At 52.3% G+C, this 25902-nt stretch carries 13 protein-coding genes and 1 pseudogene; 10 read left to right on the top strand and 4 right to left on the bottom strand.

Annotation, left to right across the window (positions count from 1 at the left end; genetic code table 11):
• Positions 1 to 32 precede the first annotated feature (32 nt).
• From BUA93_RS12310 to BUA93_RS12280, 7 genes are all read left to right on the top strand, one after another.
• Positions 33 to 896 carry a DUF4423 domain-containing protein gene (locus tag BUA93_RS12310; protein ID WP_072979852.1) on the top strand — a complete coding sequence of 288 codons (864 nt, stop codon included), beginning with the start codon at positions 33 to 35 and terminating at the stop codon, positions 894 to 896.
• Positions 893 to 2098: a hypothetical protein gene (locus BUA93_RS12305; protein WP_072979850.1), complete on the top strand. Its 1206-nt coding sequence runs from the start codon at positions 893 to 895 to the stop codon at positions 2096 to 2098. The genes BUA93_RS12310 and BUA93_RS12305 overlap by 4 nt, the downstream gene beginning before the upstream one ends.
• Positions 2099 to 2215: 117 nt before the next feature.
• Positions 2216 to 4900 carry a beta-L-arabinofuranosidase domain-containing protein gene (locus BUA93_RS12300; protein WP_072979849.1) on the top strand — a complete coding sequence of 895 codons (2685 nt, stop codon included), beginning with the start codon at positions 2216 to 2218 and terminating at the stop codon, positions 4898 to 4900.
• A gap of 176 nt (positions 4901 to 5076) precedes the next feature.
• Entirely contained in the window at positions 5077 to 8655 is a 3579-nt protein-coding gene (locus BUA93_RS12295) for a fibro-slime domain-containing protein (protein ID WP_254793977.1), read from the top strand.
• Positions 8656 to 8763: 108 nt separating this feature from the next.
• The gene (locus tag BUA93_RS12290) at positions 8764 to 10428 is read left to right on the top strand and encodes a carbohydrate-binding protein (RefSeq protein ID WP_254793976.1); all 1665 of its coding nucleotides are present in this window, start codon (positions 8764 to 8766) and stop codon (positions 10426 to 10428) included.
• A 143-nt stretch (positions 10429 to 10571) separates the two neighbouring features.
• Complete coding sequence (locus tag BUA93_RS12285) at positions 10572 to 13193, top strand: carbohydrate-binding protein (RefSeq protein ID WP_072980034.1); 2622 nt, start codon at positions 10572 to 10574, stop codon at positions 13191 to 13193.
• Between the two features lie 101 nt (positions 13194 to 13294).
• Complete coding sequence (locus BUA93_RS12280) at positions 13295 to 16270, top strand: glycosyl hydrolase family 95 catalytic domain-containing protein (RefSeq protein ID WP_139258052.1); 2976 nt, start codon at positions 13295 to 13297, stop codon at positions 16268 to 16270.
• Between the two features lie 110 nt (positions 16271 to 16380).
• Here BUA93_RS12280 and BUA93_RS12275 read toward each other — a convergent pair whose 3' ends face one another.
• Together BUA93_RS12275 and BUA93_RS12270 are read right to left on the bottom strand one after the other, a co-directional pair.
• Positions 16381 to 17169, bottom strand: coding sequence for a hypothetical protein (locus tag BUA93_RS12275; RefSeq protein WP_139258050.1), 789 nt, complete (start codon positions 17167 to 17169; stop codon positions 16381 to 16383).
• 13 nt (positions 17170 to 17182) lie between these two features.
• Positions 17183 to 18235 (bottom strand): hypothetical protein, encoded by a 1053-nt coding sequence (locus tag BUA93_RS12270; RefSeq protein ID WP_072979847.1) that lies wholly within the window; start codon positions 18233 to 18235, stop codon positions 17183 to 17185.
• A 185-nt stretch (positions 18236 to 18420) separates the two neighbouring features.
• Here BUA93_RS12270 and BUA93_RS12265 point away from each other — a divergent pair, with 185 nt between their 5' ends.
• Both BUA93_RS12265 and BUA93_RS12260 read left to right on the top strand, forming a co-directional pair.
• A complete protein-coding gene (locus BUA93_RS12265) occupies positions 18421 to 19644 on the top strand; it encodes a hypothetical protein (RefSeq protein WP_072979846.1) in 1224 nt (407 codons plus the stop codon).
• Complete coding sequence (locus tag BUA93_RS12260; protein ID WP_139258048.1) at positions 19617 to 21710, top strand: InlB B-repeat-containing protein; 2094 nt, start codon at positions 19617 to 19619, stop codon at positions 21708 to 21710. Before BUA93_RS12265 ends, BUA93_RS12260 begins: the two co-directional genes overlap by 28 nt.
• A gap of 214 nt (positions 21711 to 21924) precedes the next feature.
• Here BUA93_RS12260 and BUA93_RS12255 read toward each other — a convergent pair whose 3' ends face one another.
• Positions 21925 to 22968: a sigma-54 interaction domain-containing protein gene (locus BUA93_RS12255; RefSeq protein ID WP_072979844.1), complete on the bottom strand. Its 1044-nt coding sequence runs from the start codon at positions 22966 to 22968 to the stop codon at positions 21925 to 21927.
• 241 nt (positions 22969 to 23209) lie between these two features.
• Between BUA93_RS12255 and BUA93_RS12250 the strand changes: the two genes are divergently transcribed.
• Positions 23210 to 25330 carry a glutamine synthetase III family protein gene (locus BUA93_RS12250; protein ID WP_072799853.1) on the top strand — a complete coding sequence of 707 codons (2121 nt, stop codon included), beginning with the start codon at positions 23210 to 23212 and terminating at the stop codon, positions 25328 to 25330.
• Positions 25331 to 25561: 231 nt separating this feature from the next.
• On the opposite strand, the pseudogene BUA93_RS16335 reads toward BUA93_RS12250, so the two are convergent.
• A pseudogene (locus BUA93_RS16335) lies at positions 25562 to 25902 on the bottom strand (hypothetical protein); the annotation flags it as partial.

The following is a 25902-nucleotide window of genomic DNA, read 5'->3' as shown; positions in this document are numbered from 1 at the left end:
AAATTAGAAGACCTTTTTTCGAGAATGCGCCTATGCTGAATATCAACGAAATTAGCGATTACAGGGACCTGCTCAAGAATTATTATACCCAGCGAAAGCTGGATATGCCCCTGTATTCCTACAAGATGATGGGGCAGAAGCTGGGACTCGATACGAGCCAGATTTTCCGTGTACTGAACAAGGAACTGCATCTGCCGAACCACAGCATTCCCCTGGCGAAGGACCTGTTGGACCTGAAGGGGCGTAGCGGCGAAATTTTTGAAATCCTGGTGGCGGCAGCCAAGGCGAAGTCGCAGGCGAAAAAGGAAAAGCTCTACAAGATGGCGCTTTCGCTGCAGGATGTGGACTTGCGCAAGTTCAGTGCGAGCGAATACCTGTTTTTAAGCAAGTGGTGGATTCCGGTGGTGCGGGCGCTAATCGAAATGAACGGGGGCCATGCCGAGGTTTCACGCTTGGTGAAGCAGATTACGCCCGCTGTCTCGGAAGACCAAGTGCGCGAGGCCATCGCGGTTCTCAAGGATTTAAAGCTGATTACGCCGCTTGCCTCGGAACGCTACGCCGCGACAACGGCTAACTTTACATCGGCGGGGTCGCCGACAAAGACCGCTGCCATTCGCAGCTACCAGAACCAGCTCTTGGCGCTTGCGCAGAATGCGCTGGTCGCCGTGGAGCCTGCGAAGCGGAATATCTCTTCGCTGCTGGTGGGTGTGGACGATGAATGCTTTGATGACCTGAACGAGATGACTTTGGAATTTAGACGACAGGTGCAAAAGAGGGTGGCCGAGGTGAAGGACGTGAATCGCGCGATGCAGTTCGTGTTCGCCTTTTACCCGGTCGCCGAAGTTGCCAAGGAGTCCAAGGGTTCACAGGCTAAAAAAGTGGGGGCGAAAAGATGAAAAAGTTTCTTTTATTCCTCGCCGTTTTTGTGTCGCTTGCGTTCTGGGCGTGTTCCGGCGAAAAGGATGTGGCCGGAATCAGCACGGTGGAGACGGAAAATGCCTACCTGATTCAGGTTGTCCGCGGAGATTCGTTGCCGGCGGCAAACGTGGTGGCGCGCGTGCGTTCTGCGGAATATGTCCGAAGCGTCGAGGGGGCTGCTGCGGATTCCGCGGATGCCGAATTTTTCAGCGAATTCGTGACGGATTCCTTGGGCTGCATTCGTATCAACAGCCTTGCCGTCGATGTGGCGACTCTTGAAGTGGTGGATGCTGGCGAAGGCCTGTTCAAAAAGATTTCAGCCGAAGACATCAAGGACGGAGATTCCGTGCGGTTTGTCTTGGAAAAGACTGGAAGTCTACGCGGAAAGGTGCATTTGCCCGAAGGGGTCGACTATGCCTGGGTTCAGGTGTACGGTTCGGATCGTCTTGTCAAGACGGACGCTCAGGGTTTCTATGCGATGGATTCGTTGCCGCCATTTGAATATGAGTTGCGTTACATTGTAGGCGATAGCGTGGTGGAGGGATCGGCTACGGTCGATGCCGCCGAAGAAACTTCGGCCTATGTTTACGCGTTCGAGCCGGATTCCGTCAAGATTCTTGATTTCGAGTCGGACAGCGAGGAATTTTTCATTACCGATTTGGGAATCTCGGTGGAAGGCTATATGCGCGTCACCGATACGAACGTGGTGACGACGCCGGATGTGGATGCAGGTGTCGCAAGCTTTATCGAAGATGCGGGCGCTGGACGCGAAGGCCGAGCGTTGCATTGGAAATCCTCGGCTGCAGTGGGCAAGTGGTCTTTCTTTGGTACCTGGATTTGCAAGGAGGAGTCTCCCTGCGATATTTCGGCGACGGATTCCATCGTGTTTTATGCTCGCGGAACTGGTGTCATCTCGATTGCCTTTGAAACTCTGGGAAGTTCAAATGTCGAAGGCAAAACCTTGGCGTACGACACCCTTGCCACAGATGGTGAATGGAGCCGCCGCGTGATAAAGCCTTCGAACTTTAAGCCACGCGATGACCTTTACGGAAACCTCGGCTGGGATGTGATTAGCAAGGCTACGACGACGATTTCGATTGCCGCTTACGACGATACAGAATTCTGGATAGACGATGTGGTGCTCTACGGCGTCAAGCCCAGTAACTTCATTGAGCGTTAGTTCCCGGACACCCCTTTGAAATTTTGACAAAACTAAATCCCCGAACAGGGGATTTTTTCGTGCTACAGGATTTAATTTTAGATTGGTTGGCTTGTGCTGGAAAAAGGATGGTACGAGATGTTTGGAATCAAAATCAATCGCATGGCTTGCGTTGCCCTTGCTGCAATGGGATGTTGGTGTGCTCAGGGGCATGCGCAAGACCTGCTTTACCCCGACATGTTCGCGCTTGGCGATGTGCAGCTGCTCGATGGTCCGCTGAAGGAGCGCCAGGACCTGAATGTTGAAACGCTGCTTGCCTACGATACGGATAAATTAATTGCGCCGTTTTACGAAGAAGCGGGGATGAAGCCGAAGGCCAGCAAGTTTTCGAACTGGGCGGGCCTCGATGGCCATGTGCTGGGGCATTACCTGAGTGCCTTGGCAATGCAGTATGCGGCAACTGGCGACGAACTCATCAAGGAACGGCTGGAGTATGTGCTGAGCGAACTCAAGACAATTCAGGATTACAATTCCAGGGACAACAATTTCAAGGGTTACCTGAGCGGCGTTCCGAATGGAAAGCAGATGTGGCTCAAGTTCAAGAATGGAAACGCGGGCGCGCAGAACGGCTATTGGGTGCCGTGGTACAACATTCACAAGACTTTTGCGGGCCTCCGCGATGCCTATATCTATGGCGGCTATGAACAGGCGAAGACGATGTTCCTTGCCCTTTGCGACTGGGGCCTCACGATTACGGGCGGACTCAACGACAACGCCATGGAATCGATGCTCGGCACGGAACATGGCGGCATGGACGAAGTGTACGCCGATGCCTACGCCTTGACGAAAAACGAGAAGTACCTGAAAGAGGCCAAGCGCTGGTCGCACAAGTGGCTTTTAAATGCGATGGCGGCGGGGAACGACAACCTCACGAACATCCACGCGAATACGCAGGTGCCGAAAGTCGTAGGTTTTGCACGTATCGCGGAACTCACGAACGATGCGACTTATGTAAAGGGCTCCGAGTTCTTCTGGGACCGTGTGGTGAACAAGAGGAGCATTGCAATTGGCGGCAACAGCATCTCGGAACATTTCCCGGCGCTCGACAATCACAAGAAGTATGTGGAGGAACGCGAAGGACCGGAATCGTGCAACACCTATAACATGCTCAAGCTCACGGAACGCCTGTTCAATATGGATCACGACGCCAAACAGGCGGATTTCTACGAACGTGCTCTCTTTAATCATATTTTATCTACAATACATCCGAGACATGGCGGGTACGTGTACTTCACTCCTGCGCGTCCCCGCCATTATCGGGTGTATTCCAAGGTGAATGCGGCCATGTGGTGCTGCGTGGGTTCCGGAATGGAAAACCCGACGAAATACAGCCAGTTTATTTATACGAAGGACGGCGATGAACTATATGTGAACCTGTTTGCCGCATCGCTTCTGAACTGGAAAGACAAGAAGGTGAAAATCAAGCAGGAAACGGCTTTCCCGAAGGGGGAATCGGCGAAGTTTACCGTTACGGGTAGTGGCAGTTTCGATATGAAAATTCGCCACCCCTACTGGGTAAAGGAAGGCGAATTCAAGGTTGTCGTGAACGGCGATACCGTGGTGAAAAAGTCGGAGCCCTCCAGCTATGTTTCTGCGGGAAAATCGTGGAAGTCGGGCGATGTAATCGAGGTGCTGTTCCCGATGTACACGCACACTGAAGATTTGCCGGGCGTGAGCGATTATGTGGCGATTTTGCACGGGCCAATCGTGCTTTCGGCAAAGACCGGAACCGAAAATCTGAACGGCCTTGTGGCCGATGACGGCCGCTGGAGCCATATTGCGTCGGGCGCGTTGCAGTCGCTGGATCAGGCGCCGATGCTTGCGAGCAAGAAGGAAGAAATCCCGTCGAAGGTGGAGCGCGTCAAGGACGAACCGATGCACTTTAAGGCGCCGTACCTGTTTGCAAACAAGAAGGATGCAAACCTGTTGCTGGAGCCGTTCTACGAAGTGCACGATGCTCGCTACATGATGTACTGGATGGTGCTTACGGACCCTTCGATTCTCGAACGCCTGAAAAAGGAACAGGAAGAGGCCTTGGCGCTCGACGAGAAGACGGTTGACAAAGTGGCGCCCGGCGAGCAGCAGCCCGAAGTGGACCACAAGATGAAAACGGAAAATTCTTCGACGGGAACGCATCAGGGTGAGTTCTACCGCGACGCGGGCAAGTGCAGCGGCGGCGACGGTGGACTCATCAGCTATGAATTTGAGACGAATAGCGAAGATTCCCTGAGCCTCATGGTTCGCTACTGGGGTAACGAAGGCTGCACCCGCGAATTCGACATCAAGATTGACGATGAAAAGCTTGTGACCGAAAATATCTCGGGCAAGTGGAACAAGGACGAATTCGTGAACGTGACTTACCCGATTCCGGACAACATGGTGAAGGACAAGAAGATTGTGCGAATCTCGTTTACGGCAAGTTCGGGAATGGTGGGCGGTATTTACGGCGTGCGTCTGCTGCGCAACAAGCCGAAGCCAGAGGAACCTCCGCAGGTAATTGCCGCGAAGCCTGCCGCTCGCCCCGATTTGAAGGCCCGCGTTTACGGCGGGGAATTGCAGATTGATGCCGGTACGGCGCTTTCGCAGGGCTATACCGCACGAATCTACGGCGTGAACGGTCGCTTGGTAAAATCGCAGGCGCTTGCTGCGGGGCAGTCCAGCTTCAGCATCGGCCTTGGTGACATGAAAAACGGCATGTATGTCTTGAAAATCCAGCGCGACGGTTTCAGCTACGGCACAACGATTTTCAGGAAAAAACGATAAAATTGAGAACATTTTGTAGAATTTGAGAACATGAATTCTGTGAAATGCTGAGTTTTATGCTTAAATCTGTTAAATTTTAGTTAATTTAGGATATTTTGCTAATATAGAACTATATTTACCATATAAAATTTGAGAACATTTTGAAAGTTCTCCGGGATGGTTATATGGTAAATTGGGTGAATAAGTTCAAAATGGCGGCCTTGGCCGCCGCTTTGGGCACAGGCGTTGCCTCGGCAGAAAAGACGGTGGTGTTTTTTACGCCGTGGTCGAATACCAATGCGGTCTTGTTCATGAACGGTGATTCCGTGGCGACAATGACTGCGCTTGACAATTATTGTGGCTGGTTCAAGGCGACCGTCGACGCTCCCGAAAAGAATTTCAACGTCTACTTCAAGCAGACCGTTGGCCTGAATTACGTGGGCGCCGAGGGCATGGTGACTGAAGAACCTATGACCGCGGGCGAAATATCGCTCGATTCCGTGGCGACACTTTCGGACACCATTTGGGTGCAGGGCTACAAGACCGATGTTCCTGCGCAGTTTTCGGGCTACCCTGGCGTACTTGGCGATTGCCCGCTCAAGAAAATTCCCGTGACCGTTTACGACTGGCTGCACGGTACCAAAGGCGCCGGCGACGGTAGCGGCAAAAATGGTGACCCCGCAAACGGAGTCAGTGCCGACTTTGGTTCGGGCGGATGTTCCGGCAAGGACAAGGCCGTCACAGGCATGGTCGAATACAACCTCGGCGAAAACGGAGTCCCTGTGCGTGCAGATCCGTTCCCCGAAAAATGCAAGATTACGGAACATCTCGACAGTTGGTTTTTGCCCGAAGTCATTGCCAAAGACGACGAAGGCAACGAGTACACCAACATGACTTGCCGCGACCTTTACGTGTCTATGGACGACGAAGGTTTCTGGCTTGCTGAAGTTTCCAAAGACCAGATTTCTAAAGGCAACGAGGCCAATTCGGACGGTATGTTCCTGCTGGACGATTTTGAATTTCTCGACGAAGCGAAGACGGTTCCGAACCCTTATTACGACCAACTGAAGGGAACAAAAATCGGAAAGCATAACTTCGGCTATGCCGCAAAAATCCAGGCGACCTTCGAATACGTTCCGGGGCAGTATTTTGATTTTTACGGTGACGACGATGTGTGGGTGTTTATCGACCACCGCCTGGCGGTAGACATTGGTGGGCAGCATGGCCAGGTGGCGGGCGCTGTGGATCTCGATACCATCGGGCAGAATACGGGCGACATGCTTGTTCCCGGCAAAATCTACGACTTCCATATTTTCTATGTGGAACGCCATACGGGCTCTTCGAATTTCCGCATGCATACCTCGATTGATTTGCAGGTTGATGCGTCAATCTTCTTGTCGTCGGACAATCGTGACGGCGGCACCACTTACGAAGTCTGGCAGATAAACAAGACGAACAAGCTTTCTTGCAACTTTGATGCAAATTCTACCGAGCTCGATACGACCGGTGGCGTGTCTACCTTCAAGCTTACGGGCGGAAATCTCGCAGGGCCAGAAATTCTGGGCATTGGCACCCATTACGAAGGTATCAAGATTACGAGCGATTCTACGTTCTCCATTGACTCTGCGGCGATTGTTTCTAGCTTTGCGCTTGCCCCCGGCCATTACTTTTTAGAGATCACGCTCAAGGCGGACCCGAGTCAAATGGTGAAGGTCGAAATTACGGTGCCCTCTTATTCTGTGCCGAGTGTCGCGTTTGCAAAAGAAGACTGGACGATTCTCGGTAAAGAGGTTTCGGGCGACACCGCCCAAATTGGCCCCTGGGCGTATGCGACTTACCAGGTGAACATTACCTTCTTTGAAGAATGGGCGAAGGTCAACAATTACAACCGCAAGATTAACCTTTCTTTCTCGAACCCGGATATCGATATTTTAGATACGGTGGGCGGCAAGAAAATCAATGCCGTGACTCTCGACGAAAACGGTCGCGCCACGTTCTACGTACATGCGAATTCCCCTGTGTCGGGCGTGAACCTTACGGCCAAGGGCGCTGCAGCGGGTGTTTCGGTGTGGAGTAACTTGAAATTTGCCGAACCGCCTGCACCCCGTGTAGAACGCGCCATTGTGGTAGATAGAAACGGTGACGGCCGTGCAGATAGTTTGTATGTGCATTTTGAGCGCTCTATCATGGGCAATAGCCGACTTGATTCGATCCAGTTTACCTTTGGCGAATCGTTCCAACCGACATCGAAATTCAAGGTGATAAACGAAACCGATATCGTGATCACGGCTGAAGACATGACCGGCGAAGGATGCAGCAAGAGCGTTTGCGGCTTTGGCAGCAGGCAATTTACGGGCGATGCGTCCGGTGTTTACACAGGGACTTTGAATAACTGGTTCACCTACGAAAACGAAGGCGAAATAAGCAGTTTCTATATCGAAAATGAACCTGTTGCCGATGGCGTTGGCCCCATTATTCTTGCGGCTTCGAAAACCGAAAACAAAGACGGGAATAGATTTTTGAACATTACCTTTAGCGAAGCGATTGCGGATGAATCCAGGGCCGCCTTTGCCGAGATGTTTGAACTCACCTGCATACGTTCGGGCTCGAATCAGGTACCCGAAAAGCCTGTATTGCAGAGCGGTTTGGGTACGCAAATGATGCTGGTTTATGCCGTAAGCGAAATGGATGCGGTGCTCCCGAATGCCGGGGACATGATTCGCTTTGCGCCTCGCGGCTCCGCACGTGATTTGGTCGGCAATGCGCCGCATGCCGAAAACCCGTGGGTCGTAATTACCGGAAACCAGGATCTCGGCGTAGAAAATCCGGGCGTTGTCGCTCTTGGCGAAGACCCGTACGACATTATCAAGAACAATTCCGTAACGCAGCCGAAGCTCATTACGGGTACGACACAGACTGCCCAGCAGATAGCAGATTCCTTGGGCGTGCAAGGGACTCTTCTCGATTTCGATATCGCAAAAATCATGGTGGAACAGACGAAAAACGCAGTCGATGCTCTGGAAATCTTTATCAAGTCGCGCATAGGGAGCGAAACCGATTACGACACGACTATTACGAACATTAGCGAACAAGAAGCGCTTGCGCAGTTGTTCAACGATATCCGCGTGAATCTGTTGGATACGTCGTACGGTTTTAGCGAACAGACCATCAATGGTATTTTGGACGGTTCCATTACCGAAGAAAACTACAAGGCCTTTGTGGGCGAACAGGAACTTGGCGTGATTGCGACCATGACCGAAGCCAATATCGAAGCGAGCCGCGACACGACCATTACCATAGGCGGGGTTACGACAGTAACTCAGGGCGACATGTTCGAATTGATCCGTAGCGGAAAACTGGATGCCGAACTTGTCGAGGCGGGGGTGAGCGAAAAACTGGTCGAGGCAATCAAGCGGGGCGATGTGACCGAATACAACCTCGAAGAATACCGCAGCGGCGAAAAGACGGTTGTGGCCGACAATGCAGTCGAACTTTACTACCGCACGTATTATTTTAGCCAATTTGGCCAGTATGTGGGCGGAACGTCGGGTTCCATCAGGTGTTCCGACAAAGAAGTGTACGGCGACGAAGGCTGCCTCAAAAACAAGGGTAAAGTGTTCCTTGCTTGGAACATGCGCTCCCAAAACGGGCGGTTGGTGGGCACAGGCGTCTATATTGCGCGCCTCGAAGTCAAAATTGTGGTAGACGGCAAGAATACGGTGCACCGCTCGCACGATTACCTATGGGGCGTACGCCGCGGAAAATCGGGTTTTTAACTTCCCATTGACATTATGTCAAAAGAATCTCCTTTTAGGGGGTTCTTTTTTTTCGCCCAAAAGGTAATTTATAGCTAGGTTAGTTTGGTGGGAGGAAAGGAAGGTGTCATGATGTTTGGTTTTAAGGTCAGGCAGGTTGCCTGTGGTATTTTGGCTGCAATGGCCATTTCGGCGGTAAATTCTTTTGCCGTTACGAGTCAGTTCCGCGGTGTCAACTGGGCGGATAAACGCGATAATTTCGTGTCTGATGTGCTGGTGCTTTCGGGCTTAAGCCTTTCGGACAATTACCAGTCGGCGTCGGTGGTTGCCGAACGCGTCATAGGACAGTTCCAGGAGCTGTTCGGTACGAACAGCGTGCGCATGCCGGTGAACGAACCGACGGTTCTCAAAGCGTTCGATATGTATTCCGGCGCCTTGGATGTGGCTCTCAAGCATGGTCGCCTGGTGATGGGCTACTGGGGCCCTGCACAGCCCTCTGGCCCGAAGAACATGGATGACTGGTGGAAAATGTGGGCAAAAATCGTCGAAAAATACGGCGACCACCCGAATGCCTATTTTGAAATTTTCAATGAGCCGCACATGTACAGCAAGGACGAACTGCGCAACTTGTATGCCACATGGCTCGAAAAATTCCCGAATGTGCCACGCGACCATATTCTGCTCGATGGTTCGGGCCTTGCGTGGAATGTGCCCGACATTGCCGACGACCCGCGTTTCGAAGGTTGCCTTTTCGCCGTGCACGAATACACCTTCTGGAACATGAGCATTACCACCGAACAGGGCTGGAAAAACAGCTTCAAGGGCAAGGTGGGCAAGTACATAGACCGCACGGTGTGTACAGAATGGGGCGGTGCCATGAGCCCTGGCGACAAGGCGGGCGTGCATTACGACTACATGGACTATAATTCTACTCCGACCAACTACTTTATGGCCTATATCCGCGGCATGAGCGACCAGTTGCGCGAATGGGAAATGGGCAGCTTCTACTGGCCAGGGCTCCGCGATGGCGACTGGTATAGCATGACCAAGCGCAGCGGCGAAGGGGCGAACATCAAGCTTGAAATCGTGAACCAGTCGGGCGTGGACCGCATGAAAATGGCCTGGGCCGATACGGTCGAGACAACCCCGCTTGTGCGCGAGGCGTATAGCGGCGAACCTGCGGCGATTCCGGGAAAAATCGAGGCCGAGAATTACGACAAGGGCGGAAACCGCTTCAGTTTCTACGACAAGGATGCTGCCAACAAGGGCGAGACCTACCGCGAAGATGCCGTAGATGTCGTTACCCTCGATGGTGCAACCTGTGGCGGCGATGCCTGCAAGGGCTATGCAATTGGCTACACCGAGGCGGGCGAGTGGCTTGAATACAGTGTGAAGGTCGCTGCCGATGGCAAATACGGCGTTCGCGCGAATGTGGCGACGGCTTCAGAGACTTCGAAAATCCAGTTGCTTGTCGACGGCAAGGTGCTTCTCGATACCATTACATTCGAAAAGGTCGACACGACTTGGAATGTGTACAAGGAAGTCGATATTGGCGCGGTGGACCTTACTGCTGGCGAACACATTCTAAGGCTTGCCATTGCAGGTAGCTATGTGAATGTGGATTGGCTCAAGTTCTGCGAAGGCGAGGCCTGCGAGGCGCCTACGGGAATCCGTGAAGTCATGCCCGCATCCGTTACCAAGACTTCGGTCCCGCGCCTCCGCAAGCAGGGCGGCCAGCTGTTTGTCGAAAAGAATGGCGTGCGCTTTGACTTGACCGGACACCGCATCAAGTAAACCTGGTTGGATCACTTCGGCAGGCTCAGTGACCTGTGCTGAATCATTGATAAGTTGTCAACGAGAACTCCCGAAAAGGGAGCTCTTTTTTTGACTGCAAAAGGTATTTTTTTTACTGGTGTGGATTTTTCGTGAGGTTTCTTATGGATACAAAGATTCTTTCTTTGGTGTTTGGCGGCACGCTCGCTTTTGCCGGTGCCGCAACAGCTGCCACTCAAGCTACCTTCTATGTTTCCCCTTCGGGCAGTGATGCCGCCAAGGGTACTAAAGAAGCTCCCTTCAAGACGATTACGCAGGCGCAAAAAGCCGTGCGCGCTATTAACGGCTCCATGACGGGTGACATCGAGGTGATTTTACGCGAAGGTACCTATGTACTTCCGTCTACAGTCAACTTCACCGAAGCCGACGGCGGTAAAGACGGTCACTACGTGCGTTACAAGGCCGCCGATGGTGAAAGACCCTTGATTACCGGTGGCATGCAGATTACCGGCTGGACTCTGCACGACGAAGCGAACAACATCTGGAAAGCCGAAGGTGTCGACGGCCGTTTCCGCCAACTTTACGTGAACAACCGTAAGGCCGTTCGCGCATGCTTCCCTAATGTGATTGACGCAAAGGAAAAAGGCAACGGCGGTTTCGACCACGATTTCGTGCGCCTCACGAAGGTAGACTCTACGGGCCGCGCCTTCGATGTCTCTGCAGACTACGTCAAGAATATCAAGAACATCGAGGATGTCGAAATTCACCTGATGATTGCCTGGTCCGAAAACATCTTGCGCCTGGAGAAGGCCCAGGTGAACGGCGGTACTGCAAAGCTCATTCCCAAGGATCCTGAACGCACCAAGCTGTTCCATCGCGCTTACCCGATGCTCGGCACCGCTTTTGCGAGCAATCCGCCTAAGCAGCAGGTTTTCTATCTCGAAAACTCCTACGATTTGATTGACGCTCCGGGTGAATGGTACCTGGACGAAAAGAATCAAACGCTTTACTACAAGCCCCGTGAAGGCGAAAGCATGGCGACCGCCCACGTGGTTGCTCCCCGCCTTAATACCTTGTTCAGCGTCTTGGGTAAGGATACCAAGAACAAGGTGGGCTACATGTCTTTTGAAGGTTTGACCTTCGCCCATTCCAACTATACCCGCCCCAGCGAAGAAGGCTTCCTGGATTTGCAGGCCGCAAACTTCAACGTAGACGTTCTTCCGGATCCTAGCCGCGGAAACTGGGAAAAACTGAATAGCAACAAGTATTTGCTGTGGCGTCCCGATGCGGCGTTCCGTGTCGAAAATGCGCATCATTTTTTGGTGCAGGGCAACGTGTTCTCGCAAATTGCAGCTACGGGCCTCGACTTTGTCTCTGGCACCAACGACGACATGATTCAGGGCAACGCCTTCTTCGAAATCGGTGCTGCGGGCATTATGCTGGGCAAGTTCTATCAGGACTCTACGACCGAAATCCACATCGCCTACAACCCGAGCGACAAGGACGAAATCAGCACCCGCGATACGGTCAAGAACAACCTGGTCACCAACGTGACGAACGAGCATCAGGGTGCCGTAGGTATTGGCGCCGGTTACCCGCGCTATGTGGTAATCGAACATAACGAAGTCTCTTACACGTATTACTCCGGCATTTCCATTGGCTTTGGCTGGACAAAGGCTCAGACGGCCATGACCAACAACCATGTGAACTGGAACGAGATTCACCATATTGCCCGCCTGCTTTGCGACTCCGGCCCGATTTACACCCTGAGTAACCAGGGCACCGGCAGTGAAATCCAGCATAACTATATCCATGATAACGGAACCTCCAAGTGGGCCGACTACTGGAATGTGCCCATTTACCTGGACGAAGGCTCCAGCGGCTTTACCGTGAAAGAAAACGTGTTCAAGAATTCTCCCTCGGGCGTGGGGCAAAATCAGGCCGGCCAGAACACCTTACAGCAGGACGGTAACTACTACAGCGAAAATGTCGTGAATAATGCCGGTATCGAGAAGGAATTCCGGTACATCCGCGGCATCAAGGAAATCCCGCTGGCTGATTTCAGCAACACCGTGACGCAGGAAGCCTTCAAGGTCGTGGCGACCCTTCCGGGTATCATCCAGGCCGAAGACTACGATGTGGGCGGCCAGAGCGTTTCGTATAGCGACAAGGACTTCGTGAACGAGGGCAACACCTATCGCGAAGACGGCGTGGACGTGGTGGGCTTCGGCTGTTCCGACACGCTCAATACCCAGGATTGCAAGGGATACGCTATCGGCTATACCCAGGCGGGCGAATGGCTTGAATACAGCGTGAACGTGGTTCTTGCAAGCAAGTACGTGTTCCGTGCGAACGTGGCGACCGGGCTTGAAGGCGGCAGTTTCCGCCTGTTCCTTGACGGCAAGGCCGTGACCGATACCATTGCGGTGCCGCAGACCGAAGACTGGAACACCTATACGCTCGTGGACGGCGAAACTGGCGAAATCGAGAAGGGCGACCATGTGCTGCGCGTGCAGTTTACCGGCAGCTACGTGAATATCGACTGGATCCAGTTCGCGCTCACCAAGGAAGAACTCGCGACCAACCCAATTCGCTCCTACAGCATGAACTTCTTGCCGAATGCGGAACGCTCCCTGAAGGTGTTCAACGCAAGCGGCCGCCTGATGGGTGTCTTCAATAACCGCGCAGGCCTCTCGCTCACCGAAACCCTGAAACAGGCTGGCCTTGCCAAGGGAATCTACCTGGTGCGCGGCTCCGGCAAGACGCTCCGTGTGCAGGTGAAATAACCCTTGATAAAATATCAATGCAAAGTGACCGCGAAAACGGTCATTTTTGTGTATATGGGTATAACTTTATACTGGTTGGTTGCAAATTTTTAGGAGTCGTTATGAGAACGCTGGGCTTAGTGTTTGGTTCGTTGGTTTGGACGGCTGTGTTTGCGCCTATGGCTTTCGCCGCCGAAAATCCGCTGAAATTGTGGTATAATACCGATGCGGGTACCTCGTTTACCGATGCCTTGCCCATTGGCAACGGTTATATGGGAGGCATTGTTTACGGTGGTGTTACAAAAGACATTATCGGCCTGAACGAAGGTACTGTGTGGTCGGGCGGCCCGGGTGACAACAACAAGCAGGGGGCGGCAAGCCACCTGAAGGAAGCCCGCGATGCCCTGTGGCGCGGAGATTACAGGACTGCCGAATCCATCGTGTCGAACTACATGATTGGCCCCGGTCCGGCAAGTTTCCAGCCGGTGGGTGACTTGGTGATTACCACATCACATTCGGGCGCTACCAATTACCGCCGCGAACTGGACCTCAAGACGGCTATTGCAAAGACGACTTATACGGCAGGCGGCGTTAATTATACCCGCGAATATTTTGCGAGTTACCCGGACCACGTGATCGTGGTGCACCTCACGGCAAGCGAAAAGGGCAAGGTGAGTTTCGGTGCCACTATGACGACTCCGCACCGTAGCAACAGCATGTCCAGCAACGGCAACACGCTCGTTTACGATGTGACGGTGAATTCCATCAAGTTTCAGAATCGCTTGAACGTGGTGGCAGACGGCGGTACGGTATCAGTTGCGAACGGGAACATTTCGGTGCAGGGCGCAAACTCGGCAATGCTCGTGCTCACCACGGCCACGAACTTCAAGTCGTACAACGATGTCTCGGGCAGCCCGGGCGCGATCGCCTCTGATATTATGTCGAAGGTGGCCAAAAAATCTTACGACGACTTGCTCGCGGCGCACCTCAAAGATTACCAGACGATATTCAATCGCGTTTCGCTGAACCTGGGCGAACCCGACCAGAGCGCAGGCGATGTCACGACGACGCGTGTCAAGAATTTTAATTCCACGAACGACCCCTCGCTCGTAGAACTCCATTATCAGTACGGTCGTTACTTGCTGATTGCAAGTTCCCGCAAGGGCGGCCAGCCTGCGAATTTGCAGGGTATTTGGAACAAGGACACGAACCCGGTTTGGGGCAGCAAGTACACCACGAACATTAACCTCGAAATGAACTATTGGCTGGCCGAATCGGCGAACCTCGGCGAAAGCGTGTGGCCACTCATTGACAAAATCAAGAGCATGGTGCCGCAGGGCGAAAAGACCGCTAAGGTGCATTGGGGTGTTGACGAAGGCTGGGTGGAGCACCACAATACCGACCTTTGGAACCGTTCCGCTCCGATCGATGGCACTTGGGGAATGTGGCCGACAGGTTCGGGCTGGCTTACGACGCATCTCTGGGAACATTATCTGTACAACCCGGATAAGGAATACCTCAAGGATGTTTACCCGACCATGAAGGGTGCCGCTTTATTTTATCTGAACAGCCTCGTTGAAGAACCGGTGAGCGGCAAGAAGTACCTAGTGACGGCCCCGAGCGATTCTCCGGAAAACGACCACAGCGGCTACCACGTGTGCTTTGGCCCGACGATGGACAATCAGATTATCCGCGATGTGCTGAATTACACCATCGAGGCGGCGAAGGTTCTCGGAGTCGATGCCGATTTGCAGGCGCAGATGCAGGCCACGGTCAAACGACTTCCTCCCACGAGAACGGGGAAGTACGGCCAGATTATGGAATGGTTCGATGACTGGGACGACCCGACCAACCACAATCGCCACATTTCTCACCTTTACGGCCTTTTCCCGAGTGCTCAGATAAACCACGAGGAAACTCCTGACCTGATCAAGGGTGCGGGGGTTACATTGGAACAGCGCGGCGACGATGCGACGGGTTGGTCTCTCGCGTGGAAAATCAACTTCTGGGCGCGTATGCACGATGGCGATCACGCATACAAGATGATCCGTATGCTCTTGACTCCGAGCAAGACCTACAACAACCTTTTCGATGCGCATCCGCCGTTCCAGATTGACGGTAACTTCGGCGCAGTTTCCGGTGTGAATGAAATGCTCATGCAGAGCCACAACGGAAAGATCCGCATTCTTCCGGCGCTTCCGTCGCAGTGGAAGGACGGTTCCATTACAGGAATTCGCGCCCGCGGCGGATTCACCGTCGATTCCATGGCGTGGAAGGGCGGCGCCCTCGCTTACCTTGTCATTAGCGCTACGAACAAGGAACTCCTGAATGTGGAATACAAGGGTAACTCCGCAAGCTTTATTGCTGCAGCGGGTGCAAAGTACGAATTCGACGCAAACCTGAAGATTACGAATCAGCCGTTCGAGGCGGTAACGCTCCCTGCAAAGATTGAAGCGGAAGACTATTCCGGAATGGACGGCGTGCAGGTGGAACCCGACGAAAGCGGCAACCTGAATGTGGGCTGGATCAACGATGGCGACTACACCGAATACCGCGTGAAGGTGCCTGTGGCGGGAATGTACAAGTTGACTGCTCGTGTGGCTTCTGATGCCGAAGAAAAGTCAACGATTACGGTGGTTGATTCTATGGGCAAGGCGCTTGCGACTCTTACGGTGGATTCCGCCAAGACGAATGGCTGGAACGACTGGTACGAAACTTCTACGACAGTCAAACTTGAAAAGGGAGAGCAGACGCTCCGTTTCAATTACTCCGGCGAAAGCAACTTCCTCATGAACGTGGACTGGTTCAATTTCGAAAGCGACCCGTCGTTTATTCCGACTGAAACTCCGGTGGCAAGCCGTGCGTTTGAAGTGCGCGCCGTGTCGATGTCCCGCGCCTCGGTCGCTCTTATGGTTCACGCCGAAAGCGATTTCGAAGCCCGCCTCTACAATGTGAACGGCCACCTCGTCGATATCCGCCGCGGCTCGGGCAATGCCCTCGTAGAATTCGGCTGTAACGGAAGCCTTCCGCAGGGCAGTTACATCGCCGTGGTCATGAGTGGCAGGCAGCAGAAGACTCTCCGCTTCCGCGCGTTCTAGCATCTACCCCGGACCAGCCCGGGGTGACTTTTTCTTGCGACTCAATCATATTCCTTGCTACAAAAAAGGCGGCCTTGTCGGTCGCCTCATTTCATTATAAACAGAATAAATTACTTGATGGTGTACAAGTGCCATTTCCATTGGATGTCGGCACTTTCCAGGGAAGTCTTTTCGCTCTTGGAATTGTCTTCCTTGACCCATCCGAGGTTCTTGACTTCGATGCAGTTCTTTTCGTCCAGCAAGTCCTCGTCGTCATAGTATTCGTCCTGCTCGATCTTGTCGCGCAATACGGGGCAAATCTTCATACCGTCAATACCGCGAGGCAGCTGGATTGCGATATTCTTTTCACCAGTCCATTCCTTGATATCGGTTGTGTCGAGGGCGAGAGCCGAGAGAGGTTCGTATTCCGAGGGCTCCTGTTCGATATAGGTCTTGATTAAAAAGCGAACTTCAGGCTTGATGGACTTGGCGGTACGCTTGTAACTTGTCAGCGAGACGGAAAGCATCTTGTTGGTCCGCAGGTAGTTAATCTTCGGATCGTTGCCGTCACCGATATAGGTTCCCTTGTCGTTGTAGTTGATGCTGTCACGAACCATTGTGATGACGGTCTTCATGCTGAGGGCGTTGTCACCCGCGTCCTTGACATACTGGTCAATAAAGGTGTCGCAACGTTCCTTGTTGTTTTCCACAAAACCGCGAGTGTTGTCGTAACATTCGTAGTAGTCCGATTCGTCCAGCTTTTGGGCGATGCTGTCAAGGGCGACCTTGTAGTCCCAATGGAATTTGGCATCGGCCTTGTTCTCGATCTCGATGGGGTTCTCGCTTCCGCATGCGCCAAAATAGAGCGCGGCGGTTGCGGCTAACGGTAATACGATTTTTTTCAACATGTTCTGTGTCATAAAAATACTCCGATTACCTGATGCTGAAGTCGAGGAGCAGACGCCAAGAGAAGTTGGAGTCGTGACCTAAGTGATGGTACCTGTGGTTGTCGCTCGTCGCGCCACCGATACCGTAAACCTGGAATTCCACCGAAATGAGCCTGCTTTCGATACCTGCTCCGAGCCATGCGCTGGTTTCCCAGTCCTTGATGCCGAAACTCTTGTTGGTCTGGTGGCTTTCGTACAGGGGAAACGGGTTGTCGCCGTACTTGGTGATTCTTTCCAGTTCCTCTGCAGAGGCGTCGCCGAACGATTCAAGGTACAGGCGGTTTTCGGTATCGACCATTTCGTAGATAGGCTTGGTGATGTCGACTGTCGCACTCAAGAAGATAAATGCTGTCGTCTGCTTGATATGGTGCCCCAGTTTCAGGGTGAGCGGAAGGTCGGCGGCAAAGTTGTGGTACTTACGGTCTACGTTGTGGACTGTTTCGTAGGGCGTGCCGTCAGAAGTTTTCCCTTTAATATGATCTTTGTCGAAATTCCAGCGGGAATAGCGGTAGTTGGCACCGAGCCTTCCCTGGAAACCGAGATAGTGGCCGAAGTAGCGGCGGTAGAAATAGTAAAGGCCGACTCCGGAACCCCATACGGCGTCTTCTTCCATGTGACCGTATCTCTTATCCTGGAAGTTGGCGTCCATGACGGTCAGACCGTGGTGAAGCGTCCTGGAGCGTTTCTTGGCGGATGCCTTGACTTTCGCCTGATATTCGGCATAAGTAATCTTATTGCGGGGCTTGACCTTGGCCGTATCAGCTTCGGTTGCTGTAGAATCGGCAACTTGCACGCTATCGGTAGCGGCGCTGTCGGCAACGGCGGTTGTGTCGGCGGGCCGTTTCGCTTCAGTGGAATCGCTTGGTGCGGGGGTGGCTGTGGCGTTCGGGTCGACCGTTGTCGGGGTGGAATCCCAATCGGCGGCTTCCGTGGCGGCCGAATCCTGGGGTGTCGGCGCAGACTCCGGTGCGGCTTCCTGTGCAAAACCGATGACCGCGAACAGACTGCAGGTTGTCAAAATCTTGCGAAAAATGCTCATAATCGTTTACCCAACTCCTGTAAAAGAGTTCCAATTACAAAAAATAAGTAAAAAATAGGTCTTGCGCAAAAAAAAATTAAAAAAAATGAACTTTATGTAAAAAAATAGTTAGTTTTATGCGAAGAAGGAGATTTTGAGTCTTCCTTGTTTTTGTTGAACGGAAAAATGAGTGCAAGAGGATAATTATGAAAACCGGCAAGATTTCTCTCGTTAGAATGCTTTCCCTGCTTGTCCTTTTATTGGGTTTTCAGTCTGCGTGGGCAGATGTTTGGGATGGTGTAACCAAGACTCCTGCCAAAAAGGAAAAAATCGATGGCAAGGACTTTTTCCTGATTGAATCGGCGGCCAACCTGGCGTGGTTTTCGGATACCGTGAATTCATTGAATGGCAGCGTGGGATTGAATGCCAAAGTGGTGGCGAACTATATTGACATGAACCACAAGCCCTTTGTTCCTATTGCCGCCGGTAAAGGCGATAGAAACTATAAAGGTACATTTGACGGTAACCACGTGGTTATCAGGAATTTGAACATTAGCAGTGACCATATTTCTAGTATTAATAGAGATTATGGACAGAATATTGCCTTTATTGCAGCCTTAAATGGTGGAACCGTAAAAGATGTGGTTCTAGACAGCGTATACATCAAGGCCACGACCGATATTGGATCGATTCTTAAAGGGGATAACAATAAAATCAGTGTGGGTACTGTTGTCGCCTGGCAGAAGACAGGAACGGTCGAAGGCTGCTATGCATCGGGTATTATCTATAACAGCGGTAAGGGCCAGGCTGTCGGCGGCATTGTCGGCAACGCAGATGCGGGAACCATTAAGAACAACCTAAGTATCATCTCGATTCAGATATCAGGAAGCGAAGCCTATGTGGGAGGTATCATCGGTCAGGCAAAGAACGATGTCAAAATAGAATCGTGCGTTTATGATGGTGGTAAGTTTATCAACGATTCCATTGCCCGAGATGGAGGCGTAATCGGTTTCCGTTACGAAGGAAATACGACGCTTGTAAAGAACTCCTATTATGACGAGAACGATGTGGATAAGGGCGTCGCTCTGGGATCTTCAGACGGAGTTTTTTCTGCATCTGTTCTAAATGAGAATCAAATTGCCTGTATCTTGAACGAAGGCGAATGGGATGGTTCGAGCTGCTCTAAAGAGGGTGTGTGGTCTACGGGTAACCACATTACCAACCAGGGTGTTTCGAAAAACGACAAGAATGAAACCATTTTCACGATTAAGTTCAATGCTAATGGCGGTAAATTCCCGGAAGGTGCAAAAACGGTCAAGTACCTTCGTTTTGGTGAGTTGGTGACAAGTGCCGAAATTACGACTCCGATTTATGAGGGCGACAGCATTTTTGGGGATGGTCCTTGGATCCAGCCGCGACAGCTCCGGTGACATCAAACGTTATCGATACGGTTTATGGTCAAGGTACGGTTTATGCGGTTTGGAAAAAGGCAGTCGAAGTTTCCTTCGACTATAACAACGATGTGAATTCGACCGTTGTCGTGAAGAAAATAGGCTTGGGAGACTCAATCGTTGCGGTTGCCGCTCCGGCTGCTTATATTGATGCTTCTAGCGATATGTACTATTTTACGGGGTGGGCAAAAACCAAGACGGCAACGGAACCTTTGGCTCAGTTGGGCGTTGCTGATGAGGGCTTGACTTATTATGCCGTTTGGTCGACCAATGCGACCTATACCGTTGCTTTTGATGAACAGGGAAAAGGCGCGGAATTGCAGTCCCAGCAGATTAAAAAGAACGGCAAGGCGGTAAAGCCGGAACCGACTGCGAACGGTTATACCTTTGGAGGATGGTTTACCGAAGCCGCTTGCCAGAACGCTTTTGACTTTGAAACAGCTATTACGAAAGACATTACCTTGTACGCCAAGTGGAATCTGGAATCCTACGCCATCACCTACAAGATGGACGGTGGCGAAAACAGCGAGTCGAATCCCGGCAATTATACGATTGAAAGCGAAACGATCGTTCTGGACTCTGCGAAGGAAAGAAACGGCTACCTGTTCGACGGTTGGTATTACGATGCCGAATATACCCAGTTGGCAACCCAGATTTCAGCAGGTTCATTCGGTGCGGTTACTTTGTATGCGAAATGGACTCCGAAACAGTACGAAGTGATTTATTCCGCAGGTGCTCGTGGCATGGGTTCTGTGGAAATTGATTACAAAACCCATGGCGATACGTTAGTGCTTTCCTCGGACAAGTATTCCTACTATAACGAAAATTACAGGGTCAGTTTCCTTCACGATGGATGGGCCTTAACCGAAGGGGGAGCTAAGGAATATGAATTTGGTGGCAAGTATGGAAACGATGCGGACTTGATGCTGTATCCGTATTGGTCTAAACTTGTTAAGGTCCATTATGGATCTGAAGACAAGGATACCTTGTGGGTGAATGTGGGCGACGTAGAATCGGATTCGTTGGTGAGCAATGCCATTAGTGAGGCTTTGCTGTCTCATGAGCCTGCGATTGACTTGCCGACTAAGGACAATACGGACAGGGTTCTGTATTCCTTGAAATGGGTGTCTGATTCGCTAGCCGTGTACGAACCGTTCTTTGAAGAAACGGCGCGACCGAAAGAAATTGTCGTTGCTTATGGAACCGGAGCGAAGGATACCATTCATATTAACATTAAGGATTCCAAGTTTAAGACGGATGAAGAACTGCAGAAGCTGATCAAGGATGCCTTTGCAAGTCATGATCCCGTCATTCCGCTTCCGACCAAGGCTGCCGATTCTCTGTATGAATACGAATTTGCAAAGTTTGTTCTAAATGCCGAGACGGGCGTTTACGAACCGCTATTTGTGAAGGTCGGGAACCTTTTGTTCAAGATAAACTTCCATTTGCCTGCAGGTGCTGAATTGGTTGAGGATTTTGCGGGATATAAATATGGTGAGGTGACGAAATTGCCTGTTGCCGTTATGGAGGCGGATACGACTTGGGTATTCAAAGGCTGGTATACAAAGGCCAAGGGCCGCGGCGACCGCGTGAGAGCGATGCGCGAAACGGATTATGGCAACAAGAGTCTGTATCCGCTGTTCCAGAAGACGGTTCGCTACGATGCCAACGGTATTAAGGGTGAAATTGAGGTCATCTATACAGACCGTGCCGATGTGACGATTGCCCGTGCGCTTGACGATGTAATTCCGGCGAACTACACCAAGGGCAAGGTAACTTTCGCCTTTGACAAATGGGTGCTGAGGGATGGCGTGTATACGGCAACCTTCAAAGAAGTTGGAACCCGTTTCAATGTGTATGCGAGTGCTCGCGGATTTACTATCGAAGAGGCTAAGCTTGGCGCTCGCTTGATGGTTCTCGATGTGAATGGTCGTGTCGTGAAACGCGGCGTCATTTCGAATGGGTCTCAGCGTGTGGAAGTTCCCGAATCCGGCAGCTATACGGTTCGCGTGGGCAAGGACGCTGCTCAGGTGAATGTGAAGTAGCGGTTGCGCCGTCATTAACGGCCTCTGCCTTTTCAAGTCTTCCGGGGCCATGAAGTGGTGACGGCGGACAGCACTTGGCAAGTGGACGCCTTTGGCGTCCGCAATTTCGGCTCAACCATGCCAGAATGTAAACATTCCGTCGCGGCGTTCGCCTTATATGCTTTTGTTGACTTAGTGCGCGTGGTCCCCGAATGGGAAAGATCCTGACGGAACATTACTCGGTGATAGAAATGTTCAATCGGTGCACCTTGTAGTGCATGACTCTCGGCGAAATACTTAAATCGCGTGCGGCAGCAGACATGTTGCCGCCGTTTCTTTTTAAGGCCTCGCTCAGGATTTCTTTTTCGTAGGTGTCCATGAGAGTCGAGAGCGGCGCAATCTTGTTCGGGAGCATGGGCTTGCGGGCCGATTCGTCGGTCTGCAAGGTGGGCGGCAGGTTGTGCGAATGGATGCAGTCGTCGCTGGTGGCGAGGGCTGCGCGCTCGATGCAGTTCTCGAGCTCTTGCACGTTGCCTGGCCAATGGTAACTCATGAGCATGTTGATCGCGGGCGTCGAGAGTCGCACCACATGCGTGCCGTACTTGAGATTCACTTGCGAAATAAAATGTTCTGCCAAAAGTAGAATGTCGCTTTTGCGCTGCGCCAAGTCGGGGAGCGTTATCTGCACGATGTTCAGGCGGTAGAATAAGTCTTCGCGGAAAAGCTTCTGCAGCATCATATCTTCGAGATTCTTGCTCGATGCGGCAATCAGGCGCACGTCGCTATGCAGGTGGATGTTGCCTCCTTGGCGGTAAAAGCTTTGGTCTTGCATGAACCGCAGCAGAATCTCCTGGCTTTTCGGGCTGAGTGCCGAGACGTCGTCCAGAAAGAGTGTGCCGCCATTTGCAATTTCGGCTTTGCCCAGGTGTCGGCTGCTTGCGCCGATGAAGGCCCCGCGTTCGTAGCCAAAGAGTTCACTTTCGAAAGTATTTGCGGGGTTGCCGAAGCCTTCGCTCAAGTTTGCGCAGCCCATCACGACAAAGGGGTGTTCCTTGCGCGCGGAAAGTTCTGCGATGGTGTGGGCCGTGAGTTCCTTGCCCGTGCCGTCGTTGCCGTAGATAAGCACCTGTGCGTCGTTCTTGGCGCACTTCTTAATTTGCTTGTAGACCTCGCGCATTTCGCCGCTGTTGCCGACCATTTTGCCGGGCTTTTCGTCGATAATGTCGCGTAGCTCGCGGATCTCCGCTTTCAGCTTCTCTATTTCTTCAGCATCGTTCAATTTGTCATCCTGAGCGTAGAGGCGTAGCCTCGGAGTCGAAGGATCTCCCTTTGCTCATACAACGCCTTACTTGTTTTACAATAATGTAATAATATACCTTAATTATACAATATTGTAAAACATTTTGTTTCAAAACCTGTAAATTTTGGGTGCCAACCCCAGTTTTTATTCCTAATTTCTTCCGAAAACGGTGATTGCGCAACAAGTGCGCGATGACAATGCATAAAAAATGAGGTTCAAAATGAGCGTAAGCTACCGCAAAAAGACCATCAACGAAATCGCAAAGGCCCCTACCGCGCCCGTCAAGCCGGCCGGTCCGGTGAATGTGGATTTCTACGGCGAAGACGTGTTCAACATCGACGCCATGCGCGAATACTTGCCCAAGGATGTCTGCGAAAAGCTGATTGCAACCATTAACGAAGGTGCCGCCCTCGATCCGAGTATCGCAGGCGATGTGGCCCACGCCATGAAGAAGTGGGCGATGGACCGCGGTGCCACGCACTTTACCCACTGGTTCCAGCCGCTCACCGGTTCCACAGCCGAAAAGCATGACTCCTTCCTTGAACCTGACGGTTGCCGCGCCATTATGGCCTTTAGCGGCAAGAACCTGATTGTCGGCGAACCGGACGCTTCTAGCTTCCCGAGCGGGGGACTCCGTTCCACGTTTGAAGCCCGCGGCTATACCGCCTGGGATCCGACCAGCCCGGCATTCCTCAAGCGTCACGGCAACGGGGCTACGCTCTGCATTCCGACGGCGTTCTGCAGCTACACCGGTGAAGCGCTCGACAAGAAGACTCCGCTTCTGCGCAGTTTGCAAGCTCTTTCTAAATCTACCCGCCGCCTTATGACCTGCTTCAAGGCGGGTCCCAAGAAGACGACGGTCACGCTCGGTGCCGAACAGGAATACTTCCTGATCGACAAGCGCTTTTACCTGCAACGCCCGGACCTGTACCAGGCAGGCCGCACGCTGTTCGGTGCCGCACCCGCGAAGCACCAACAGATGGATGACCACTACTTCGGTAGCATCCCGGCTCGCATTCTGAACTTCATGAACGAAGTGGAAATCGAACTTTGGAAGCTCGGCATTCCGGCGAAGACCCGCCACAACGAAGTTGCGCCTGCCCAGTTCGAACTGGCCCCGATGTTCGAAGAAGTGAACCTCGCTTGCGACCACAATATGCAAATCATGGAAGTGCTCCGCAATGTGGCCGACAAGAATGGTCTCGTTTGCTTGCTCCACGAAAAGCCTTTCGCTGGCGTGAACGGTTCCGGCAAACACAACAACTGGTCCGTGTCTTACGGTAAGGGTAACTTGCTCAATCCGGGTAAGGACCCGCACCAGAACGCCGTGTTCCTCACCACGCTCTGCGCCATCATTTACGCTGTCGACACCCACGCTGACTTGCTCCGCATGACGACTGCTGGCGCCGGCAACGACCATCGCCTCGGTGCAAACGAAGCTCCTCCGGCAATCGTTTCCATGTTCCTCGGCGACCAGCTCATGGACGTCATCGAACAGATCGAACAAGGCGTGCCCAAGTCAAGCAAGCAAGCCGGTGCACTCCGCATCGGTGCCGACATGCTCCCGGCCCTCCCGCGCGACGCCACCGACCGCAACAGAACTTCTCCGTTCGCCTTCACCGGCAACAAGTTCGAATTCCGTGCACCGGGTAGTAGCCAGAGCTGCTCCGAACCGAACGTGGTTCTGAACACCATCGTGGCCGAAGCGTTCGACATGATTTCGGAACAGCTCGAAAAGCTCGACGAAAAGAACTTCCACACGGGCCTGCAAAAGATTTTGCAGAAGATCGTGAAGGAACACAAGCGCGTGATTTTCAACGGCAACGGCTACACCGATGAATGGGTTGCCGAAGCTGAACGCCGCGGCCTTCCGAACATCCGCACTTCTGTGGAAGCCCTCAAGGCTTTGACCAAGGAAGAAAATATTCAGTTGTTCGAAAAGTATGGCGTCATGAACCGCCGCGAAATGGAGTCCCGCTACGAAATCAACGTCGAAGATTTCCACAAGCGCATCCACATCGAAGGCGAAGTCTGCCGCGACATGGCCAAAAACATCATCTTGCCGAAGGTCGTCGAGGCTTACTCTAGCGCCCTCAAGACAAACGAGATGGCTTTGAACCAGGGCTTCCCCGGCGTCGATGCCTACGTGAAGTCTCTGGGTGAAGGCGTCAAGAACTTGAGTGCCGCCATCGCAACGATGGAAGAAAGTCTGAACGGCCTGCACGAAGGCATTCTCGATGCGATGGCCGCATTGCGCAAGGTTGTCGATGGCCTCGAAAAGGTGGTGCCCGACGAAATGTGGCCTCTGCCGAAGTATAGGGAGATGTTGTTTATATACTAATAAACAGCATCGGCCGCACGTCGCAGGTGTGCGGCCAAATGTCCGTTTATATACTAAACGACATCAGCCGAGCGTCAAAGGTGCTCGGCTCAATGCCATTTCATCTACTAAGATGAAAAGCATGGGCTTCCCAAGCCTGTGCTGAGCTTGTTGAAGCAAAAGTGAAAATTTTAAAGAAAACGGGCGGCTGTACAAAAGTCGCCCGTTTTAGAATTTTGCTAAGGGTTTGTTTTAGGAAAGCGTTGCCTTGATGGTGAGAATGTCAGATTCGGTCAAACCGGTGAATTCGATGATTTCCTCGATCGGCTTGTTCTTTTCAAGCATTTTCTTTGCCATTTCACGAGCTTTGGCGTCGGCACCTTCAGCGCGGCCCTCCGCACGTCCCTCTTCGCGACCTTCAGCACGTCCTTCCTCAAGGCCTTCCGCACGGGCATGCTTCTTTTCCACGTAGAGTTCGTATTCACGGTCGCTCATCTTCATAGCCTCGCTTACAAGAAATTCTTCCGTAAATTTACTCAATTCGGCCTTCTTCTGCAAGAGGGCGAACTGCGACCCCTCCGGAACGGGGACGG

It is taken from the genome of Fibrobacter sp. UWH4 (assembly GCF_900142475.1).
GTDB lineage: Bacteria > Fibrobacterota > Fibrobacteria > Fibrobacterales > Fibrobacteraceae > Fibrobacter.
This window is presented reverse-complemented; position numbering and strand designations above follow the sequence as displayed.